Origin of the sequence: Nocardia puris, from assembly GCF_003315035.1 — a bacterium.
GTDB lineage: Bacteria > Actinomycetota > Actinomycetes > Mycobacteriales > Mycobacteriaceae > Nocardia > Nocardia puris.
The window spans coordinates 261508-282592 of sequence record NZ_QNRE01000005.1; the positions used below are offsets into that span (position 1 = coordinate 261508).

Consider the following 21085-nt stretch of genomic DNA (forward strand, 5'->3'; position numbering starts at 1 on the left):
GTGCACGGTACGGAGTTGGGTGGGTTCAGCGTGCCGCCGGACGAGGAGGTCCACGGGCCCGCGCCGTTCCCGCTCGCACCCGCGCAGCTGGGTCTGTGGTACGCGCAGCTGCTGGAGCCGGACGTGCCCATCAACGTCGCGCAGTACGTCGACGTCCGCGGCGAACTCGATGTGGCGGTGCTGCAAGAGGTTTCGCGCGAGGCGGCGCTGGACTACCAGTCCACGCTGGTGCGTCTGACGCAGGACGGCGGCGAGCCCGCGCAGTGCGTCGACCCGGCGCTATCCATCGATATCCCCTTGGTGGACTTCCGCGATCACGACGATCCCGCCGCCGCGGCCATCGAATGGATGCGCGCCGACGCGGGCACGCCGGTGGACCTGGTGCGCGACCGGCTCTTCGCGGGCGCGGTGCTGCGGGTCGGCGAGCGGCGGTGGTTCTGGTACCTGCGGGCGCACCACATCGTGCTGGACGGCTACGGCGCGCTCACCAACACCATGCGGGTCGCCGAGCGCTACACCGCGCGCGTCCTCGGCACCGAGCCGGAGCCGATCGCGCCGGGCGCGCTCGCCGATCTGGTGGCCGGCGAACTGGCCTACCGCGAGACCTCCCGCTTCGCCGCCGACCGCGCGCACTGGGCCGAGCGGATCGCCGGACTCGACGGCGTCACCAGCCTCGACACCCGCACCGCGCCGCGCTCGGCGAGCAACCTGGTGGTCGGGCGCGGACTGTCCGACCTGCTCACCGAGCGCATGAACACCCTTGCCGAAAGCCAGGATTCGACCATCTCGGTGGTGCTGCTGGCCGCGTTCGCGGGCTACCTGGCCCGGCTCACCGACCGCGACGACGTGGTGCTGAGCCTGCCGGTCACCGCGCGCACCACGGCCGTGATGCGCCGCTCGGCGGGCATGCTGTCCAATATCGTGCCGCTGCGCCTGCGGCTCGGCTCGGCCACCTGGGGCGAGCTGCTGCGCGCGACCCGGGTGGAGGTGGCCGGCGCGCTGCGCCATCAGCGCTACCGCCACGAGGACATCCGCCGCGACGCCGAGCACGACGGCCGCCCGGCGCGACGCGCACTGTTCGGCCCGCTGGCCAATATCATGCTGTTCCGCAGCGACCTGACCCTCGGCGCCACCACCGGCCGCTACCGCGTGCTGTCCACCGGACCGGTGGAGGACCTGAGCCTCAACGTCTACTACGGCGAACGCGACCGCGTGCACGTGGATTTCGAGGCCAATCCGAATCTGTACGCGGCCGACGATCTGGCCCGTCACCACGCCAGGTTCCTGCGCTACCTGGAGCGTCTGGTGGCCGCCGACCTGGACACGCCGATGGCCAGGGTGGACGCGGCGACCGAGCTGGAAGCCGAGGTCAGCACCCGGATCTGGAACGCGACCGGCGTGGATGTGCCGACCTTGCTCGCCACCCGCGGGCAGGCGCCGACCCTGGTCTCGATGTTCGAGGCGCAGGTGGCGCGCACGCCCGACGCCGTGGCGCTGCGGTGGTCGCCCGCGGGCGGCTCGCTCACCTATCGGGAGCTGTCGGCGCGGGCGAACCGGCTGGCCCGGTACCTGATCGCGCGCGGGATCGGCCCGGAAGACCTTGTCGCGCTGCACCTCCGGCGCTCACCGGAGCTGGTGGTAGCGATGTACGCGGTGCTCACCGCCGGAGCGGCGTACGTCCCGCTGGACCCAGATCATCCCGCCGACCGGACCGCGCACATCCTCGCCACCGCGCGCCCGGCGTGCGTGCTGACCGGCCCGGAAGAGGGTGCCGTCCCGGGTGCCGAGGTGGTGCGGGTGGACGAGCTGGACCTGTCCGCCCACCCCGACGGGCCGGTGTGGGAGCGCGAGCGGGTCGCGGCGCTGCGCAAGGCGCACCCGGCGTACGTGATCTTCACCTCCGGATCCACCGGTAGGCCCAAAGGCGTCGCGGTGGCGCACGAGGCGATCGTGAACCGCCTGGTGTGGATGCAGGAGACCTACCGGCTCACACCGGCCGACGTGGTGTTGCAGAAGACACCGGCGACGTTCGACGTTTCCGTGTGGGAGTTCTTCTGGCCCTTGCAGATCGGCGCGCAGCTGGTGCTGGCCGGACCGGACGGGCACCGCGACCCGGATTACCTGCGCGGCGTGATCGCCGAATACGGCGTCACCACCGCCCATTTCGTGCCGTCGATGCTGGAAGTGTTTCTGGCGCACCAGGACATCGCACGGGACAGTTCGCTGCGGCGGGTGTTCGCCTCGGGCGAGGCGCTGCCCGCCGCGTTGGCCCAGCGGCTCCGGGTGCTGACCGGCGCCCGGCTGCACAATCTGTACGGTCCCACCGAGGCCGCGGTCGACGTCACCTATCACGAGGTGACCGACGCCGACGTGCTCTCGGTGCCGATCGGCGCGCCGGTGTACAACACCCGGCTCTACGTTCTCGACTCCCGGCTGCGGCCGGTGCCGGTCGGGGCTCCGGGTGAGCTGTATCTGTCGGGGGTACAGCTCGCCCGGGGCTACGTGGCGCGGCCCGGCCTCACCGCCGAGCGGTTCCTCGCCGACCCGTTCGCCGGTCCCGGCGGGCCCGCCGCCGCGGGCGACCGCATGTACCGCACCGGCGACCTGGTCCGCTGGACCACCGGCGGCGAACTGGAATACCTGGGGCGCACCGACTTCCAGGTGAAGCTACGCGGCCTGCGCATCGAACTCGGGGAGATCGAGTCCGTGCTCGGCACCGTCGACTCGGTGGTGCGCGCGGTGGTCGTGGTGCGCGACGACGCGGGCGCGGGCGAACAGCTCGTCGCCTACGTGGTGGAGGCCGAGCCGGGCACGGTGCGGCCCGAGCAGTTGCGCGCCGCCGCGGCGGCCAGCCTGCCCGCCTACATGGTGCCCGCCGCGTACGTGGTGCTGGAGGCACTGCCGGTGAACGCCTCCGGCAAGCTGGACCGCGCCGCGCTGCCCGCCCCGCGCCGGGTGGCCGACTCCTACGCCCCGCCCGCCACGGCGGCCGAGGCGGCGGTCGCGCGGGTGTTCGGCGAGGTGCTCGGCCACGACCGGGTCGGCCGCACCGACGACTTCTTCGCCCTCGGCGGCAACAGCCTGGTGGCCACCCGGGTGGCCGCGCGGTTGGCCGCCGATCTGGACTGCTCGCTCGGCATCCGCGAATTGTTCACCGCCACCACGGTGTCCGAACTCGCCGAGCTGATCGAGCGGATGGCGGGAACCGGCGACGCGCACGCGACCCGCCGGCTGCGGGCGGTGCCGCGGCCGTCGCCGGTTCCCCTGTCACCCGCGCAGCGGCGCATCTGGTTCCTGAGCCGGTTCGAGCGCGGCGCCGACTACAACATGCCGTTCGCGGTGCGCATGCGCGGCGCGGTGGACCTGCCCGCGCTGCGCAGCGCCCTGGCCGACGTGGTCGCCCGGCACGAGGTGCTGCGCACCGTCTTCCCGGCGCTGCTCGCCGAGCGGGCCGACGCCGAGCCCGCCTGCCAGGTGGTGCTGCCGCCGTTCGCGGCCGAGGAACTGATCACCGACGCGCCCGATCCGCACACCGCGATCACTCACGTGTTCGACCTGGAGCGCGAGATCCCTTTGCGGGCACATCTTTTCGAGGCCGACGGTGGTTACGACCTGGTGATCGTGCTGCATCACATCGCGGCCGACGGCCTGTCGCTGCGGGTGCTGGCCACCGACATGATGACGGCCTACGCCGCGCGCGTGGAGGGCCGGGCGCCGGGGTGGCCGGTGCTGCCGGTGCAGTACGCCGACTACAGCCTGTGGCAGCGCGATCTGCTCGGGGCGCCCGCCGACCCGGCCTCGCCGCTGGCCCGCGGACTGGCCTTCTGGACCGATGCCCTCGCGGGCGCGCCGGATCTGATCGAACTGCCCACCGATCGGCCGCGTCCGGCCGTGGCCTCGGGGCGCGGCGGCGTGCACCGCTTCGAGCTGCCCGCCGAGCTGGCGCGCGCGCTGGCCGCGACCGCGCGGGCCTCCGGCGTCTCCGAGTTCATGGTGCTGCACGCGGCCATGGCCGTGCTGCTCGCGCGCCTGTCCGGCTCCGGTGACGTGGTGATCGGGACCCCGGTCGCGGGCCGGGGCGCGCGCGAACTCGACGACCTGATCGGCATGTTCGTCAACACCCTCGCGCTGCGCACGGCCGTCGATCCGGCCGCCACGGTGGCCGAGCTGCTGGCCGCCGTGCGCGAGGCCGACCTGGCCGCGTTCGAGCACGGGGCGGTGCCGTTCGAGCAGGTGGTCGAGGCCGTGGGCCCGCCGCGCTCGCAGGCCAGGCACCCGCTGTTCCAGGTACTGCTCTCGGTGGACGACACGGGCGATATCGGCGTGGAACTCCCCGGTATGTCGGTGTCCGTCGGTACCCTGGACGTCGGGGTGACCAAGTTCGATCTCCAACTGACGGTCACCGCGGGCTCCGCCGGTGCCGGGCTCGGGGAAGGCACGGCACCGGCGGGGATACCGGCCGAACTCTCCTATGCCACAGACCTGTTCGACGCCTCGACCGTTGCCGGGCTGGCCCGCCGTTTCGTCCGCGTGCTCACCGCGCTCACCGGAGACCGGGAGGCGATCGTCGGTGAGCTGCCGCTGCTGGACGCCGAGGAACTGCGCGCCGCGATCGCCCCCGAACCTACGCCCGCCGTCGCGGAGACCGTGCTCTCGGCCTTCGAGGCGCAGGTGCGCCGGACGCCCGACGCCGCGGCGGTCGTCGAAGGCAATCGGGCGCTCACCTACGCGGAGTTCGCCGGGCGGGTGAACCGGCTCGCGCGCCACCTCGCGGCGAATGGCGTCGGGCCGGAATCGCTTGTGGTGCTGGGGATGCGGCGGGGGACGGAGTTCGTCACCGCCGCCTACGCCGTGCTGGCGGCGGGTGGTGCGTATGTGCCGGTCGATCCGGATCAGCCGGTGGCGCGGATCGGTCATGTGGTCGAGTCGGCGCGGCCGGTGTGCGTGTTGACCACGGTTGCGGACGGGTGGGACTTGCCCCGCGATGCGTCGGGCGTGGTCGGCGGCCGAGGTGCGGCCGCGGCGTTGGACGTTTCCGCGCACGAAGGCCCTCGCTCGAGCGAGCCGCAGCCTGCGGTGCTGACCATCGACACCCTCGACCTGTCGGCCTACTCATCGGAACCGCTGGCCGACGCGGATCGCCTCCGCCCCCTGCGGCCCGCGAACACGGCGTACGTCCTGTTCACTTCCGGGTCGACCGGTCGCCCGAAAGGTGTTGCCGTCCAGCACTCTTCGGTGGCAAACCAGGTGCGCTGGATTGCCGAGGAGTACGGCATCGGGCCCGCCGATGTCGTGCTGTTCAAGACGCCCGCGACCTTCGACGTGTCGGTCTGGGAGTTGTTCGCGCCGCTGAGCACCGGTGCGCGGCTGGTGGTCGCCACCCACGACGGGCACCGCGACACCGCCTACCTCGCCGCGACCATCGCGCGGCACGGCGTCACCATGACGTCGTTCGTCCCGTCCATGCTGACGGTGTTCGCCGCCGAGGCGCCCGCGTCGTCGGTGGCGAGCCTGCGCACCGTGTTCGTCGCGGGCGAGGCCATGACCGGCGAGGCCGCCGCGGCCTTCGCGGCCATCAGCCCTGCCGAACTGCACAACCTTTACGGACCAACGGAATTCACCGTGCACGCCACGCACGCTCCGGTGGCGGTCGACTCGGGTGCCGTGCCGATCGGCCGGGCGGTGCGGGCGAGTCAGGCGCTGGTGCTCGATGCCCGGTTGCATCCGGTGCCCGACGGCGTCGTCGGCGAGCTGTACCTCTCCGGCATCCAGGTGGCGCGCGGTTACCACGGCCGCGCCGACCTCAGCGCCGAACGGTTCGTCGCCAACCTCCACGGCCCGGCGGGCGCGCGCATGTACCGCACCGGCGACCTGGTGCGGCGCGGGCGCGATGGGGCTCTGGAGTACCTGGGGCGCAGCGACTTCCAGGTGAAGCTGCGCGGCCAGCGCATCGAACTGGGGGAGATCGAGGCGGCGCTGCTGGCGTGCGAGCCGGTGCGGGCGGCCGCCGTGCGGGTGTTCGCGCACGCGACCGGCGAACTGCTCGTCGCCTACGTCACGGGCGATCTCGCCGAGGACGCGGCAGCGGTGCTGGCGCCGCGCCTGCGGGGCGTGCTGCCCTCGTACATGGTGCCGTCCGCCTACGTCACGCTGCCCGCGATGCCGCTCACCCCCTCGGGCAAGCTGGATCGCAAGGCGTTGCCCGATCCGGTGTTGGCGGCCAAGACTTTCCGAGCACCGGTATCCGAGGCTGAGCGCGCCGTGGCGGAGGTCTTCGCGGCGGTACTCGGTGTCGAGCGCGCGGGCCTGGACGACGACTTCTTCGCCCTCGGTGGCAACTCGCTGGTCGCCACGCGGATCGCGTCGCGCCTTACCGCCCGCGCCGGTCGCGAGGTGCCGGTCCGGTTGCTGTTCGAGCACCCCACCGTCGCCGGCCTGGCCGCGGCGCTGGCGGGGGCGGAGGTCAGCGAGCGCGAACCGCTGGTGGTCGCCGAGCGGCCCGGCGTGATCCCGCTGTCCTACGCGCAGCGGCGTATGTGGTTCCTCCACCAGTTCGACACCGAGTCCGCGGCGGAGAACCTCACGGCCGCACTGCGTCTCACCGGTGACCTGGACCGCGACGCGTTCGCGGCCGCCGTGGCCGACGTGTTCGCCCGGCACGAAGCGCTGCGCACGAGATACCCGGCGGTGGACGGGGTCCCGCGTCAGGAGGTGCTGCCGGTCGAGGCCGTGGCCGACGCGCTGGCCGTGGAATCCGTTCGTGCGGAGGATGTTCCGGAGTATGTCCGCGAGCTGGGCGCGCGGCCGTTCGCGCTGACCGAGCGGCCTCCGGTGCGGCTGACGCTGTTGCGAGTCGGCGACACCGAACATGTGCTGGTAGTGGCGCTGCACCACATCGCGGCCGACGGCTGGTCGATCGCGCCGTTCGCCCGCGACCTGGTGCGCGCCTATCTCGCTCGCCGCCACGGCGAAGAGTCGCAAGTCGCGCCGCTGCCCGTCCAGTACGCGGATTACACCCTCTGGCAGCGGCGGGTGCTCGGTGACGAAAGCGATCCGGAGTCGCCGCTGGCCCGCCAATTGCGTTTCTGGGCAGGCGAACTAGCCGGACTGCCCGATCTGCTCGCGCTGCCCACCGACCGCCCCCGTCCCGCGACGGTCTCCGGCCGAGGCGCCCGGCACGCGTTCACCATTTCCGCCGAGACCGTGCGCGGACTGCGCCGGATCGCCGAGGACAACCACGCCACGCTGTTCATGGCCCTGCACGCCGCGTTCGCCACCGTGCTGGCGAAGCTCTCCGGACAGCGCGACATCGCGCTGGGCACCCCGGTCGCGGGCCGCGGCGACCAAGCCCTCGACGAGGTGGTCGGCATGTTCGTCAACACGCTCGTGCTGCGCGCCGACGTGCGGCCCGACCTCTCCTTCGCCGACCTCGTCGCCGAGGTGCGCGCCGCCGATCTGCGCGCCTTCGACCACGCCGACGTGCCGTTCGAGCGGCTGGTCGACACCCTCGAGCCCGAGCGCTCGGCGGCGCGGCACCCGCTGTTCCAGGTCATGATGGACCTGCGCAACACCGCCCGCGCCGACCTCGAACTCGACGGGCTGCGCGTCGAAGAACTCGACATCGATACGCGCTCAGCCAAATTCGACCTCCAGCTCAGCCTCACCGAGACCGGCGACGGCCTCGCCGCGGTCTTCGAATACGCCACCGACCTGTTCGACGCCGACACCGTCGCCCGCGTCGCCGACCGGCTGCGGCTGGTGCTGGACGCGGTGTGCGCCGACCCGGGCGTGCGCGTCGGCGAACTCGACCTGCTCACCGGCGCCGAGCGCGCCCGCGTACTCGGCGAGTGGAACGCCACCGACCACGCCGTCGATCGGGAGGCCACGCTGGTCTCGCTGTTCGAGGCGCAGGTGTCGCGCACCCCCGGCGCGGTCGCGGTGCGGTTCGACAGCGGTGCGCTGAACCATGCGGTGCCCGATCTCCACCCCGCGACGCTCACCTACCGCGACTTCGCCGCCCGGGTGAACCGATTGGCCCGGTTGCTGGTGTCGATCGGTGTGGGCCCCGACCGCACGGTGGCCGTCGCGACGCGGCGCTCGATCGATCAGGTGGTCGCCCTGTACGCGACGCTCACGGCGGGCGGCGCGTACGTGCCGGTCGATCCCGATCACCCGGCCGAGCGCATCGCCCACGTGCTCGACGGCGCGCGCCCGGTATGTGTGCTCACCCGCACCGAGGACGGGCTCGACCTGCCGTCCGACGGGACGCGGCCGTGGGCGGTGCTCGATGTGGATCTGCTCGATACCTCGGACTACTCCGACGCGCCGCTCACCGACGACGATCGCCTCGGCACGCCGCGCCCGGACGACACCGCGTACGTGCTCTTCACGTCTGGGTCGACCGGTCGCCCGAAGGGTGTGGCGGTATCGCACGCGGCGATCGTGAACCGTCTGGTGTGGATGCAGACGAAGTACGGGCTGACCACGGATGATGTGGTGTTGCAGAAGACCCCCGCGACGTTCGACGTGTCGGTGTGGGAGTTCTTCTGGCCCTTGCAGATCGGCGCGCGCCTGGTGATCGCCGAACCCGAAGGTCATCGCGACCCCGCTTACCTGGCGGACTTGACTCAACGGGAGGGCGTCACCGTCACGCACTTCGTGCCGTCCATGCTGGCCGCCTTCGTCAGTTCGCTCTCGGCGCTGCCGGTGCCCGCCGGGGCGACGGACGCTTCCGGATCCGAACAAGCGGCGGCACAGTGTGATTCGCTGCGGATGGTGTTCGCCTCCGGCGAGGCGCTGCCCGCCGCGACGGCGGCCGCGTTCCGCGAACTGACCGGTGCGCGCCTGCACAACCTCTACGGCCCGACCGAAGCTGCGGTCGACGTGACCTACCACGAGGTCACCGACGCAGATGTCCACACCGTGCCGATCGGCACGCCGGTGTTCAACACCCGCGTGTACGTGCTGGATTCGTGGCTGCGCCCGGTGCCGGTGGGTGTGCCGGGTGAGCTGTACCTCGCGGGCGCGCAGTTGGCGCGCGGGTACGTGCGGCGGGCGGATCTCACGGCGGACCGGTTCGTCGCGAACCCGTTCGCGGCCGGAGAGCGGATGTACCGCACCGGCGATCTGGTGGCGTGGCGCGCCGACGGGGAGCTGGAGTACCTGGGCCGCACCGACTTCCAGGTGAAGCTGCGCGGGCTGCGCATCGAGCTGGGTGAGATCGAGACCGCGCTCACCGCGCTGGACGAGGTGGACCAAGCCGTCGCCGTCGTCCGGGACGGGGAGACGCTGGTCGCCTACGTCATCCCGGCGCCCGGTGCGGTGCCCGCGCCCGTGGACGTGAAAGCGGCTCTGGGGCGACGACTGCCGTCCTACATGGTGCCCGCCGCGCTCGTGGTGCTCGACGAGTTCCCGCTCAACGCCTCCGGGAAGCTGGACCGCAAGGCGCTGCCCGCCCCCGACCTCGCGTCCGTCGAGTACCGCGCGCCCGAGACTCCGGTGCAGCGCATGGTGGCCGAAGCCGTCGCCGATGTGCTGGGCGTGGATCGGGTGGGCCTGGACACCGACTTCTTCGCCCTCGGCGGCAACTCCCTCACCGCGACCCGCGTCACCGCCCGGCTCGGCGCGGCCCTGGACGCGCACCTGCCGGTCCGGGTGCTGTTCGAGGCGCCGACGGTGGCGGCGCTGGCCGAACGCGGCGAGGCGCTGCGCGGCTCCGGTGCGCGTCCGGCGCTGACCGCGCGTCCGCGTCCCGAACGCCTGCCGCTCTCGCCGGCGCAGCGGCGCATCTGGTTCCTCAACCGTTTCCTCACCGACGCGGACGGCCCCGGCGACGCGACCGGCAACATCCCCGTCGCACTGCGGCTGGACGGCCCGCTGGACGTGGCGGCACTCGGCAGGGCGCTGGCCGACGTGGTGGCCCGCCACGAGACCCTGCGCACGGTGTTCCCCGCCGGGCCGGAAGGGGCCGAGCAGGTGATCCTGCCCGCGCCCGCCACGGTCGAGCTGTCCGCGGAGACCGTCGCGGAGCCTGATCTCTCCCGGCGCATCTTCGGCTGTGCTGCAAGGGGTTTCGACCTCACCGAGGAGACGCCGTGGCGCGCGCACCTGTTCGCGCTGCCAGGCGAACCGGCCCACGTGCTGGTCCTGGTGCTGCACCACATCGCCGCCGACGGGTTCTCACTCGGCCCGCTCGCCGGGGATCTGCTGTCCGCCTACGCCGCCCGCCGCGAGGGCGCCGCGCCGGACTGGGCGCCGCTGCCGGTGCAGTACGCCGACTACACGCTGTGGCAGCACGAAATCCTCGGCGCCGACGACGATCCCGCGTCCCGCGCGCACCGCCAGCTCGCCTTCTGGCGGCGCACCCTGGACGGCCTGCCCGAACAGCTCGACCTGCCCACCGACCGCCCCCGCCCCGCCGTCTCCAGCGGCCGCGGCGCCACGCACCGGCTGCGCATCGATTCCGATCTGCACAGCGAACTGCGCGAACTGGCCCGCAAGCGCGAGACCACGCTGTTCAGCACCGTGCACGCGGCGCTGGCCGTGCTGCTGGCGCGCCTGTCCGGCGGTACCGATATCGCCGTCGGCACACCGGTCGCCGGGCGCGGCGTGGCCGAACTCGACGCCCTGGTCGGCATGTTCGTCAACACCCTCGTGCTGCGCACCGCGGTCGATCCGCGCGCCAGGTTCGAGAGCGTACTCGACGACGTCCGCACCGGCGATCTGGAGGCGCTCTCGCACGCCGACCTTCCGTTCGAGCGGCTGGTGGAGGCGCTGGCGCCGAGCCGGGCCCGCAACCGGCACCCGCTGTTCCAGGTGGCGCTGACCATGCAGAACTTCACCCTGCCGTCGCTGCGGGCGGCCGGGCTGGCGGTGCGCCCGCTCGACATCGACGCCGTCGCCGCCGAATTCGATCTCCAGTTCACCGTGGTCGAGACCGGCGACGCCGAGTCCCGGGCCGACGGCCTCGACATCGAGATCACCTACGCCACCGATCTTTTCGACGCCGGAACGGTCGCGGTGCTGGGCCGCCGCTTCACCCAGGTGCTGGCCGCGGTGGCCGCCGACGCCACCGTGGTGGTCGGCGATATCCAACTGCTCTCCGGCGAGGAACAGCAGCGGGCGCTCTACGAATGGGCGAGCACCGGGCCCGGCCGGGCGCGGGACGAGACCCTGGCGCAGCGGTTCGCCCGGGTGGCCGCGCTCGACCCCACCGCCGTCGCGGTGCGCGCCGGTGACACCACGCTCAGCTACGGCGAACTCGACGCCAGGTCCAACCGGCTGGCACGGCGGCTGATGGCGGCGGGCGTGGGCCCGGAGTCGCTGGTGGCGGTGGCTCTGCCGCGCTCGGCCGACCTGATCGTGGCCCTGCTCGCCGTGGTGAAGGCGGGCGGTGGATACCTGCCGATCGACCCCGGCTACCCGGCCGACCGCATCGAGTACATGCTCGACGACGCCCGCCCGGTCTGCGCCCTGACGCACGCCGACGCGGGGCTGCCGCGCGGCTGGTTCGGCGGACCGGTCCTGGACGTGCGCGCCGAGACCGCCGCGAGTGCCGCGCCGCTCACCGACGCCGACCGCCGCGCCCCGCTGCGCCCGGCGCACACCGCCTACGTCATCTACACCTCCGGCTCCACCGGGCGACCCAAAGGTGTTGTGGTGCCGCATCGCAACGTGGTGCGGCTGTTCGACAACACCGAGGAGCGCTTCGGGTTCGGCGCCGACGACGTATGGACGATGTTCCACTCCTACGCCTTCGACTTCTCGGTGTGGGAGCTGTGGGGCGCGCTGCTCTACGGCGGCACGCTCGTGGTGGTCGACTACTTCACCTCGCGCTCGCCCGACCAGTTCCGCGCGCTGCTGGTGGACGAGCGGGTGACCGTGCTCAACCAGACGCCGTCGGCGTTCTACCAGCTCATCGCCGCCGACGCGGCGGCCGAGCCCGCCGACTTCGCTCTGCGCCACGTGATCTTCGGCGGTGAGGCGCTGGAACCGCAGCGCCTGGCGGGTTGGTTCGAGCGCTACCCCGACTCGCCGCGCCTGGTGAATATGTACGGCATCACCGAGACCACCGTGCACGTATCGCACCGCCTGCTCACGCCCGGCGGGGGCGCGGCCAGCGTGATCGGCGGGGCCATTCCGGGGCTCACCGTCCGCGTGCTCGACGCCAGGCTGCGCCCGGTGCCGGTGGGCGTGCCCGGCGAAATCTATGTCTCCGGTGGGCAATTGGCGCGCGGCTATCTCGGGCGAGCCGCGCTCACGGCGAGCCGGTTCGTGGCCGATCCGTACGCCGCCGACGGGTCCCTGGCCTACCGCTCGGGGGATCTGGCCCGCTGGACCGCCGACGGTGATCTGGAGTACCTGGGCCGGGCCGACCAGCAGGTGAACCTGCGCGGCTTCCGCATCGAACTCGGCGAGATCGAGGCCGCCGTGCTGGCCGCGCCCGAGGTGCGCGAGGCGGCCGTGGTGGTGCGCGCCGACCTGGCCGACGAGCAGCGGATCGTCGCCTACGTGGTGCAGGCGGGCGACCTGGACACCGCCGCGCTGCGCCGCGAGCTGGCGCACACGCTGCCGGAGCACATGGTGCCCGCCGCGATCGTCACGCTGGAGCGGATTCCGTTGACCGTCAACGGGAAACTCGACCGCGCGGCGCTGCCCGCACCGGTCTTCACCGCCACCGCCTACCGCAAGCCTGCGACGCCGGCCGAGGAGATCGTCGCCGGTGTGTACGCGGAGGTGCTCGGCTTCGCCGCCGACGCGCGCCCGGTCGGCGCGGACGACGACTTCTTCGCCCTGGGCGGCAGCTCCCTGCTGGCTGCCAAGGCCGCCGCGCGGATCGGCGCGGCGCTGGGCCGCACGGTAGCGGTGCGCACGCTGTTCGAGTCGCCGCGGGTCGCCGAACTCGCGGCGGCGGTGCAGGCGGCCGAACCGGGTGCGGCGCGTCCGCCGCTGGTCGCGGGCGCGCGGCCGGACCGGTTGCCGCTCTCGCCCGCCCAGCGGCGGATGTGGTTCCTGAACCGCTTCGACGGCGCCTCGGCCGCCTACAACATCCCGCTGGCGCTGCGGCTCACCGGCGCGGTGGACGTGCCCGCGCTCCAGGCGGCGCTGGCCGACGTGATCGGCAGGCACGAATCCCTGCGCACCACCTACCCCGAGGTGGACGGCGCGCCGACGCAGCGGATTCTGCCCGCCGCGCAGGCGATTCCGTCGCTGTACCCGGTGGACGTACCGGAATCCGCACTGCCGGAGCGCATCCGCGAGCTGGCCGCCACGGGATTCGACGTGACCGCCGAGATCCCGGTGCGGATGCGGCTGTTCCGCGTCGACGGCGCCGCGGACGACGTGGTGCTGGCCGCCGTGCTGCACCACATCGCCGCCGACGGCTCCTCGGTCGCGCCGTTCGTGCGCGACCTCATGACCGCCTACACCGCCCGCCTCGATGATCGGGCGCCGTCCTGGTCGCCGCTGGCCGTCCAGTACGCGGACTACGCGCTGTGGCAGCGGGACCTGCTCGGTGACGAGTCCGACCCGGCCTCGCGCGCCGCCGAGCAGATCGCCCACTGGACCGACACTTTGGCCGGGCTGCCCGATCAGCTGACGCTGCCCACCGATCACCCGCGCCCGGCGCGGCAGAGCCTGCGCGGCGGCAAGACCGCGCTGACCGTGGACGCGCGCCTGCACGAGGCGTTGACGTCCCTGGGCCGTACGCACGGGGCCACGTTGTTCATGGTGGTGCACGCGGCGTTCGCGGCCCTGCTGGCGCGGCTCTCCGGCACCGGCGACATCGCGGTAGGCACCCCGGTCGCCGGGCGCGGCGAGGCCGAATTGGACGACGTGATCGGCATGTTCGTCAACACGCTGGTGCTGCGCAGCGCCGTCGACGGCGGCGAGCCCTTCGCGGCGCTGCTGAACCGAGTGCGGGGCACCGACATCGCCGCCTTCTCACACGCCGACGTGCCGTTCGAGCGGTTGGTGGAGGTGCTCAACCCCGAGCGCTCCACCGCGCGGCACCCGCTGTTCCAGGTCGGCTACTCGTTCCAGAACCACGAGCGTGGCACCCTGCGGCTGCCGGGGCTCACCGTGCGCGAACTCGAATTCGACAACGGCGTCGCGCAATTCGATCTGCACCTGTTCGCCGTGGACCGGTACGCCGCCGACGGCTCGGCTGAAGGTATCGACCTGAGCCTCGGGTACGCGACGGACCTGTTCGAGCCCGAGACGGCCGACCGCGTGCTCGCGCAGTTCTATTGCGTGCTGGAACATATTGCGGCCGCGCCGGATACGGTCGTCGGCGATCTGGACGTGCTGGGCGCGGATCGTGACACCGTGCTGTCCGTGTGGAACGAGACCGCCCGTCCGGTGGCCCGCGCGACGCTCTCCGATCTCGCGGGCCGGCAGGCGGCACTCACCCCCGACTCGGTCGCGCTCATCGACGCGGCCACCGGAATCGCGCTCACCTACGAGGATTTCGACGCGTGGGTGAACCGGTTGGCGCGCGAGCTCATCGCGCGCGGCGTCGGGCCGGAGCGCACCGTGGTGCTGGCCATGCGCCGCTCGGTGGGCCTGGTGGTCGCGATGTACGCGGTGGTGCGGGCGGGCGGCGCGTACGTGCCGATCGACCCGGATCACCCGGCCGGGCGCATCACCCACATCCTGCGGACCGCCGCGCCCGCCTGCGTGCTCACCACCGCCGCCGACGGCATGCCGGTCGACACCGAACTCCCCGTGATCGCCGTGGACCGGGTGGATCTCGACTCTCTCTCGGCGACGCCCGTCACCGATCGCGACCGCGTGCGTCCGCTGCGACCGGAGCACCCGGCCTACGTCATCTTCACCTCCGGCTCGACGGGCCTGCCCAAGGGCGTCACCGTCCCGCACTCGGCGATCGTCAACCAATTGACCTGGCTGCGCACGCATTTCGCGCTGGACGCGACCGACCGCACGCTGTTGAAGACGCCGGCCACCTTCGACCTGTCCGTGTGGGAGTTCTGGTCGCCGCTCACCACGGGCGGCGCGCTGATCGTCACCGCCCCCGGTGACGAGCGCGATCCCGACCGGCTGCACGCACACCTGGCCCGGTACGGCGTTTCGACGCTGTACGCGGTGCCGTCACTGCTCGCGATGTTGCTGGCGACCGCGCCGGGCGAATCGGCCCGCCCGCTGCCCGCCACCTTGCGCCGGGTGCTGGCGATCGGTGAGGCGCTGCCGGTCGCGACCGCGTCGGAGTTCGTGGCACGCGCGGACGGACGCGCGCGGCTGTACAACCTGTACGGCCCCACGGAGGCGGCGGTGTCGATCACCGCGCACGCGGTGGCCGAGGTGCCGCCGTACTCGGTGCCGATCGGCCGGCCCGCGTGGAACAGCCGGGTCTACGTGCTGGACGGCAGGCTGCGGCCGGTGCCGGTCGGCGTGGCGGGCGAGCTGTACCTGGCCGGCGCGCAGCTGGCGCGCGGGTATCACGGCAGGCCCGCGCTCACGGCGGACCGCTTCGTGGCCGATCCGTTCGCCGGCGCCGACCGCATGTACCGCACCGGCGACGTGGTGCGCTGGCGCGCCGACGGCAGCCTGGAGTACCTGGAGCGCGCCGACTTCCAGGTCAAGATCGGCGGATTCCGCATCGAACTCGGTGACGTGGAATCCGCGCTGCGGCGACTACCCCGGGTGCGTGCGGCGGTGGCCGTGGCGGCCGGTGGCCGGCTGCTCGCGTACGCGGCGGTGGGTGACCACGATGCGCCCGGACTCGCCGCCGAGCTGCGCGCCGAGCTGGCCGAACATCTGCCCGCCTACATGGTGCCCGCCGCGGTGATCGTGCTGGACGCGTTGCCGCTCAACGCGAATGGGAAGGTCGACCGCGCCCGGCTCCCCGAGCCGGTGTTCACCGATGCCGGGTTCCGCGCGCCCAGCGGCGAGGTCGAACGACTGGTCGCCGACACGTTCGCCGAGCTGATCGACGGCCTCGAGCGCGTCGGCGCGGACACCGACTTCTTCGCCGTCGGCGGCAATTCGCTGCTGGCCACCAAGCTCGCGGCGCGGCTCGGTGCGGCGCTCGGGACGCAGGTCCCGGTGGCGGCCGTGTTCGAGGCGCCGACTGTGGCCGGGCTGGCCCGCCGGTTGGCCGAGCCCGGCGCGGCCGCCCGGCCACCGCTGGTGCGCCGCACCGGGCCCGGGCCCGCGCGGTTGTCGCCGGCGCAGCAGCGCATGTGGGTGCTGAACCGGTTGTCGCCGGAGTCGGCCGCCTACAACATCCCGGCCGCGCTGCGCCTCACCGGCGCGCTGGATCGCGCGGCGCTCGCGGCGGCGGTGGCAGATCTGCTCGACCGGCACGAGTCCCTGCGCACCCGCTACCCCGACACGGCCCGCGGTCCGGTGCAGGAGGTGCTGGCGACGGTCGCCCCCGACCTCACGCCCATCCAGGTCGAGGCGCACGAGATCGACTCGCGCATCGCCGAATTCGTCGCCACCGGCTTCGACATCACCGCCGCGCCTCCGGCCCGCCTCGCGCTGTTCGAACTCGGCGCGCGCGAGCACGTCCTGCTGGTCGTGCTGCACCACATCGGCGCCGACGGCTACTCCGTCGCCCCGCTCACCCGGGATCTGGTGCGGGCCTACGTCGCTCGCGCGGCGGATGGCGCGCCGGACTGGTCTCCGCTCGCCATCCAGTACGCCGACTACAGCGAATGGCAGCGCACCTTGCTCGGCGCCGCCGACGACCCGGATGCCCTCGGCAGCCGCCAATTGGCCTACTGGGCCACCGAATTGGCGGGCTCGCCCGAAGTGCTCGCGCTCCCGTCCGATCGACCGCGACCCACGCAGCGCGAAATGAGCGGCGGCACCCTCGATTTCGAGGCGAACGCCGAGCTGGTCCGCGCGCTCGACGCCATGGCGCGCGAGCACGGCACGACGCTGTTCACCACCGTGCACGCCGCGCTCGCGGTGCTGCTGGCCAAGCTCTCCGGCTCGGCCGACATCACCGTCGGCGCGCCGGTGGCGGGGCGCGGCGCGGCCGAACTCGACGACCTGGTGGGCATGTTCGTCAACACCGTCGTGCTGCGCACCGAGGTCGATCCGCGCGCGTCCTTCGCGGACCTGCTGCGGCAGGCGCGCGACCGCGACCTGGCCGCGCTCTCGCACGCCGACGTGCCGTTCGAGCAGGTGGTCGAGGCCCTGGGACGCACCCGCTCGACCGCCTGCACGCCGCTGTTCCAAGTGATGCTCACCTTCCAGAACATGCCGGCCACCCGCGTCGCACTGCCGGGCCTGGACGTGGAGGTGCTGGACCCCTCGCCGGACGAGGCCAAGTTCGACCTGCACCTCACCGTCCTCGAACGCTTCGACGCCGACGGTGCCCGCGACGGCCTGGCCCTGCGCTTCGGCTACGCCCGCGACATGTTCGACGAGCCGACGGTGCGCGGTTTCGCCGACCGCCTGCTGCTGGTGTTCGAGGCCGTGGCCGCCGATCCGTCGATCGCGGTGCGCGCCATCGACATCCGCACCGAGCGCGAACAGCGCCCGGCCGGGCCGCCCGCGACACCGGCCGACCTGCCCGCGCTGATCGCGGCCGCGGCGGAGCTCGCGCCCGAGGCCGTCGCCTTGGCACACGGCGCGCATCGCGTCACCTACGCCGCGCTGGCGGCCAAACTCGCCACCGTGGCCAAGGCCATGGGCGCGGCGGCGACGCCGGACGTGCTCATCAACGTCTCCCTCGCCGGGCTGGTGCCCGGCGTCCTCGCGGCACTCGGCGGCGACGGGCTCGCCGCCGCGCTGCGCACCCTCCTCATCGAGGCACAGGCAGTGGTCTCCGAAAGGAATAGCTGATGTCCCAAGCAGATTCGGTCACCTCGAGCGAGATCGGCACGCGCGCCCCTTCGCCGCGGCACGCGATCCTGCGCCGCGCCTACGGCGTCGCGGACCTGCCCTTGCTGCTCGACACCGTGGCCGAGCTGGCACCCCGGCGGGCCGCCCTGCGCCACGACGGCGTCACCGTCACCTACGCCGAACTGGCGGCCGAGGTGACCGCGCTGGGCGAGGCGATGGGCGGCGGGCTCGGGCCCGACGCGCTGGTGTCGGTGGTGCTCTCCGGCCGCCTGCCCGCGCTGCTGGAGGCCGGGGAGGGCGCGCTCGGGGAGGTGCTGGAAGGCCTGCTGGACGACGCCCTGCTGGCCGCCGCCGACGTGCTGCCCACCTCGTTCGCGCCGGTGGAGACCCTGGTGAGCGAGTTCGAGGAGCAGGTGCGCCGCACCCCGGACGCCGTCGCCCTCGAATTCCGCGGCGAATCCCTCACTTACGCCGAGTTCGACGCGCGCGCCACGGCTTTGGCGCGCCGGCTGCTGGCGCTGGGCGTGGGCCCCGACGCGCTGGTCGGGCTCTCGGTGCGGCGTTCGATCGAACTGCTGGTCGGCATGTACGCGATCCTGAAGGCGGGCGGCGCGTACGTGCCGATCGACCCGGACCACCCGGCCGAGCGCGTCGCCTACGTGCTGCGCACCGCCGCGCCGACGCTGGTGCTCACCACCACCGCCGATCAGCCGGACGCCCTGGCCGACAGCCGGGTCCTGCGCATCGACGAGTTCGAGGCGGCGGCCGGCGCGGCGGGCACGGCCGGCGACACCGAGATCCTGCCGCTGCCCTCGGCCGACGCCACCGCCTACGTCCTGTTCACCTCCGGTTCCACCGGCCGCCCCAAGGGCGTGGTCGTCTCGCACCGCGCGATTCTGGCCAACCTGCGCTGGCGCCAGCGCAGCTACGGGCTCACCGAGCGCGATGTGGTGTTGCAGAAGACGCCGTTCACCTTCGACGTGTCGGTGTGGGAGTTCTTCTGGCCCTTGCAGATCGGCGCGCGCCTGGTGATCGCCGAGCCCGACGGGCACCGCGACCCGGCCTACCTCGCGCGCGTCATCGCCGAATCCGGCGTCACCGTCACGCATTTCGTGCCGTCCATGCTGGCGGTGTTCGTCAGTTCGATTTCGGCGCTCCCGGTGCCCTCTGTGGTGACGCAAGCTGCCTCCTCCGGGCCCGTCGCTCGCGCCGGTGCGGAACCCACTGCCGCGCAGTGTGATTCGCTGCGCCTGGTGTTCGCCTCCGGCGAGGCGCTGCCCGCCGCGACAGCGGCCGCGTTCCGCGACGTGAGCGGCGCGACCCTGCACAATTTGTACGGCCCCACCGAGGCCGCGGTCGACGTGACCGCGCACGAGGTGACCGGCGCCGACCTCACCTCGGTGCCGATCGGCGTACCCGCCGACGACACCGACCTGCTCGTCCTCGACGACGCGCTGCGTCCCGTCCCGGACGGTGTGGTGGGCGAGCTGTACCTCTCCGGTGTGCAATTGGCGCGCGGCTACATCGCGCGGCCCGGCCTCACGGCCGACCGTTTCGTCGCCAATCCCGAAGGCGCGCCGGGCGAGCGGATGTATCGCACCGGCGACCTGGTGCGCTGGGTGGCGGGCGTCGACGGCGGCCCGGCCGAGCTGGAATACCTGGGCCGCACCGACTTCCAGGTGAAGCTGCGCGGCCTGCGCATCGAACTCGGCGAGGTCGAGGCGGGCCTGCTGCGCGACGAGCAGGTGGCCCAGGCCGCCGTCGTGCTGCATCGGCACGGGGGCGGCGACCACCTCGTCGGCTACGTGGTCCCGGCGGTGGGCGTGACCGTCGACGTGGCCGCCGTACTGGACACCGCGCGGGCGCATCTGCCCGAGTACATGGTGCCGTCGCTGGTGCAGGTGCTGGACGCGATGCCGGTCAACGCCAACGGCAAGCTGGACCGCCGGGCCCTGCCCGAGCCCGACTTCGCCTCGGCCGCAGTCGAATACCGCGAGCCCAGCACGGAGTCCGAGCGCCGGGTGGCGGAGATCTTCGCCGACCTGCTCGGCGTGGAGCGCGTGGGCGCCGACGACGACTTCTTCAACCTGGGCGGCAATTCGCTGCTGGCCACCCGCGCCATCGCCCGGGTGGCGGCGGCGCTGGGTGCGGCCGTCGACGTGCGCGACTTCTTCGACCGGCCCTCGGTGGCCGCGCTGGCGGCGCTCGCCGGCACCGCCGCGCCGCGTCCGGCGCTGGTGGCGGGCCCGCGCCCCGAGCACCTTCCGCTCTCGCCCGCGCAGCGGCGCATGTGGTTCCTCAACCGGTTCGGTGACGCGTCCTCGGCCGTCGACAACATCCCGGTCGCGCTGCGCCTGCGCGGCGCTCTCGACATCGCGGCGCTCTCGGCCGCGATCACCGATCTGGTCGCCCGCCACGAGATCCTGCGCACCGTCTACCCGCAGACCGCGCACGGCCCCGCGCAGGTGGTGCGGCCGGTGCACGCGGTGTTCGATCTCGCGCCCTCGCAGATCCCCGCCGAGCGGCTGGCCGACGCGGCGCGCGCGGTGGCGGCACAGGGCTTCGACGTGACCGACGAGATCCCGGTGCGGGTGCGCCTGCTGACCAGCGGACCGCAGGACCACACCCTGGTCCTGGTCGTGCACCACATCGCGGCCGACGGCGTGTCGCTGGGCCCGCTCATGCGCGACCTGGTCACCGCCTACACCGCGCGCCGCGCGGGCACGGCCCCCGGCTGGGCGCCGCTGCCGGTGCAGTACGCCGACTACGCGCTGTGGCAGCGCGAGGTGCTGGGCTCCGAGGACGATCCGGAGTCGGCCGCCGCCCGGCAGCTGGCTTTCTGGCGCACCGAATTGGCCGAGCTCCCGGCGCAAGTGGACCTGCCCGCCGATCACGCCCGCCCCGCCGTCGCGTCCGCGCGCGGCGCGGTGCACGAGTTCGCGGTCGACGCCGAGCTGCGCGCCGCCGTCGACCGGGTGGCGGCCCGCTGCGGCGCGACGCCGTTCATGGTGGTGCACGCCGCGCTCGCCGCGCTGCTCGCGCGGCTGTCCGGCACCGCCGACATCGCGATCGGCACGCCGGTCGCGGGCCGGGGCGAACCCGCGCTGGACGATCTGGTGGGGATGTTCGTCAACACGCTGGTGCTGCGCACCCAGGTGCGGCCGGGGGTGAGCTTCGACGAGTTGGTGGCCCACGCCCGCGAGCGGGACCTGCGCGCCTTCGCGCACAGCGACGTGCCGTTCGAGCAGCTGGTGGAGGTGCTCAACCCGGC

Annotated in this window: 2 protein-coding genes (1 of these 2 cut by a window edge); both read left to right on the plus strand. The window is 73.2% G+C overall.

The features are described from left to right. Positions 1 to 17814: a non-ribosomal peptide synthase/polyketide synthase gene (locus DFR74_RS17095; protein ID WP_233444444.1), complete on the plus strand. Its 17814-nt coding sequence runs from the start codon at positions 1 to 3 to the stop codon at positions 17812 to 17814. Then, positions 17814 to 21085, plus strand: partial view of a non-ribosomal peptide synthetase gene (locus tag DFR74_RS17100; RefSeq protein WP_113975145.1) — the beginning only. It continues 22039 nt past the right edge of the window; 3272 of the gene's 25311 nt are visible here — the first part of the coding sequence; it begins with the start codon at positions 17814 to 17816; its stop codon lies beyond the right edge, outside the window. The genes DFR74_RS17095 and DFR74_RS17100 overlap by 1 nt, the downstream gene beginning before the upstream one ends.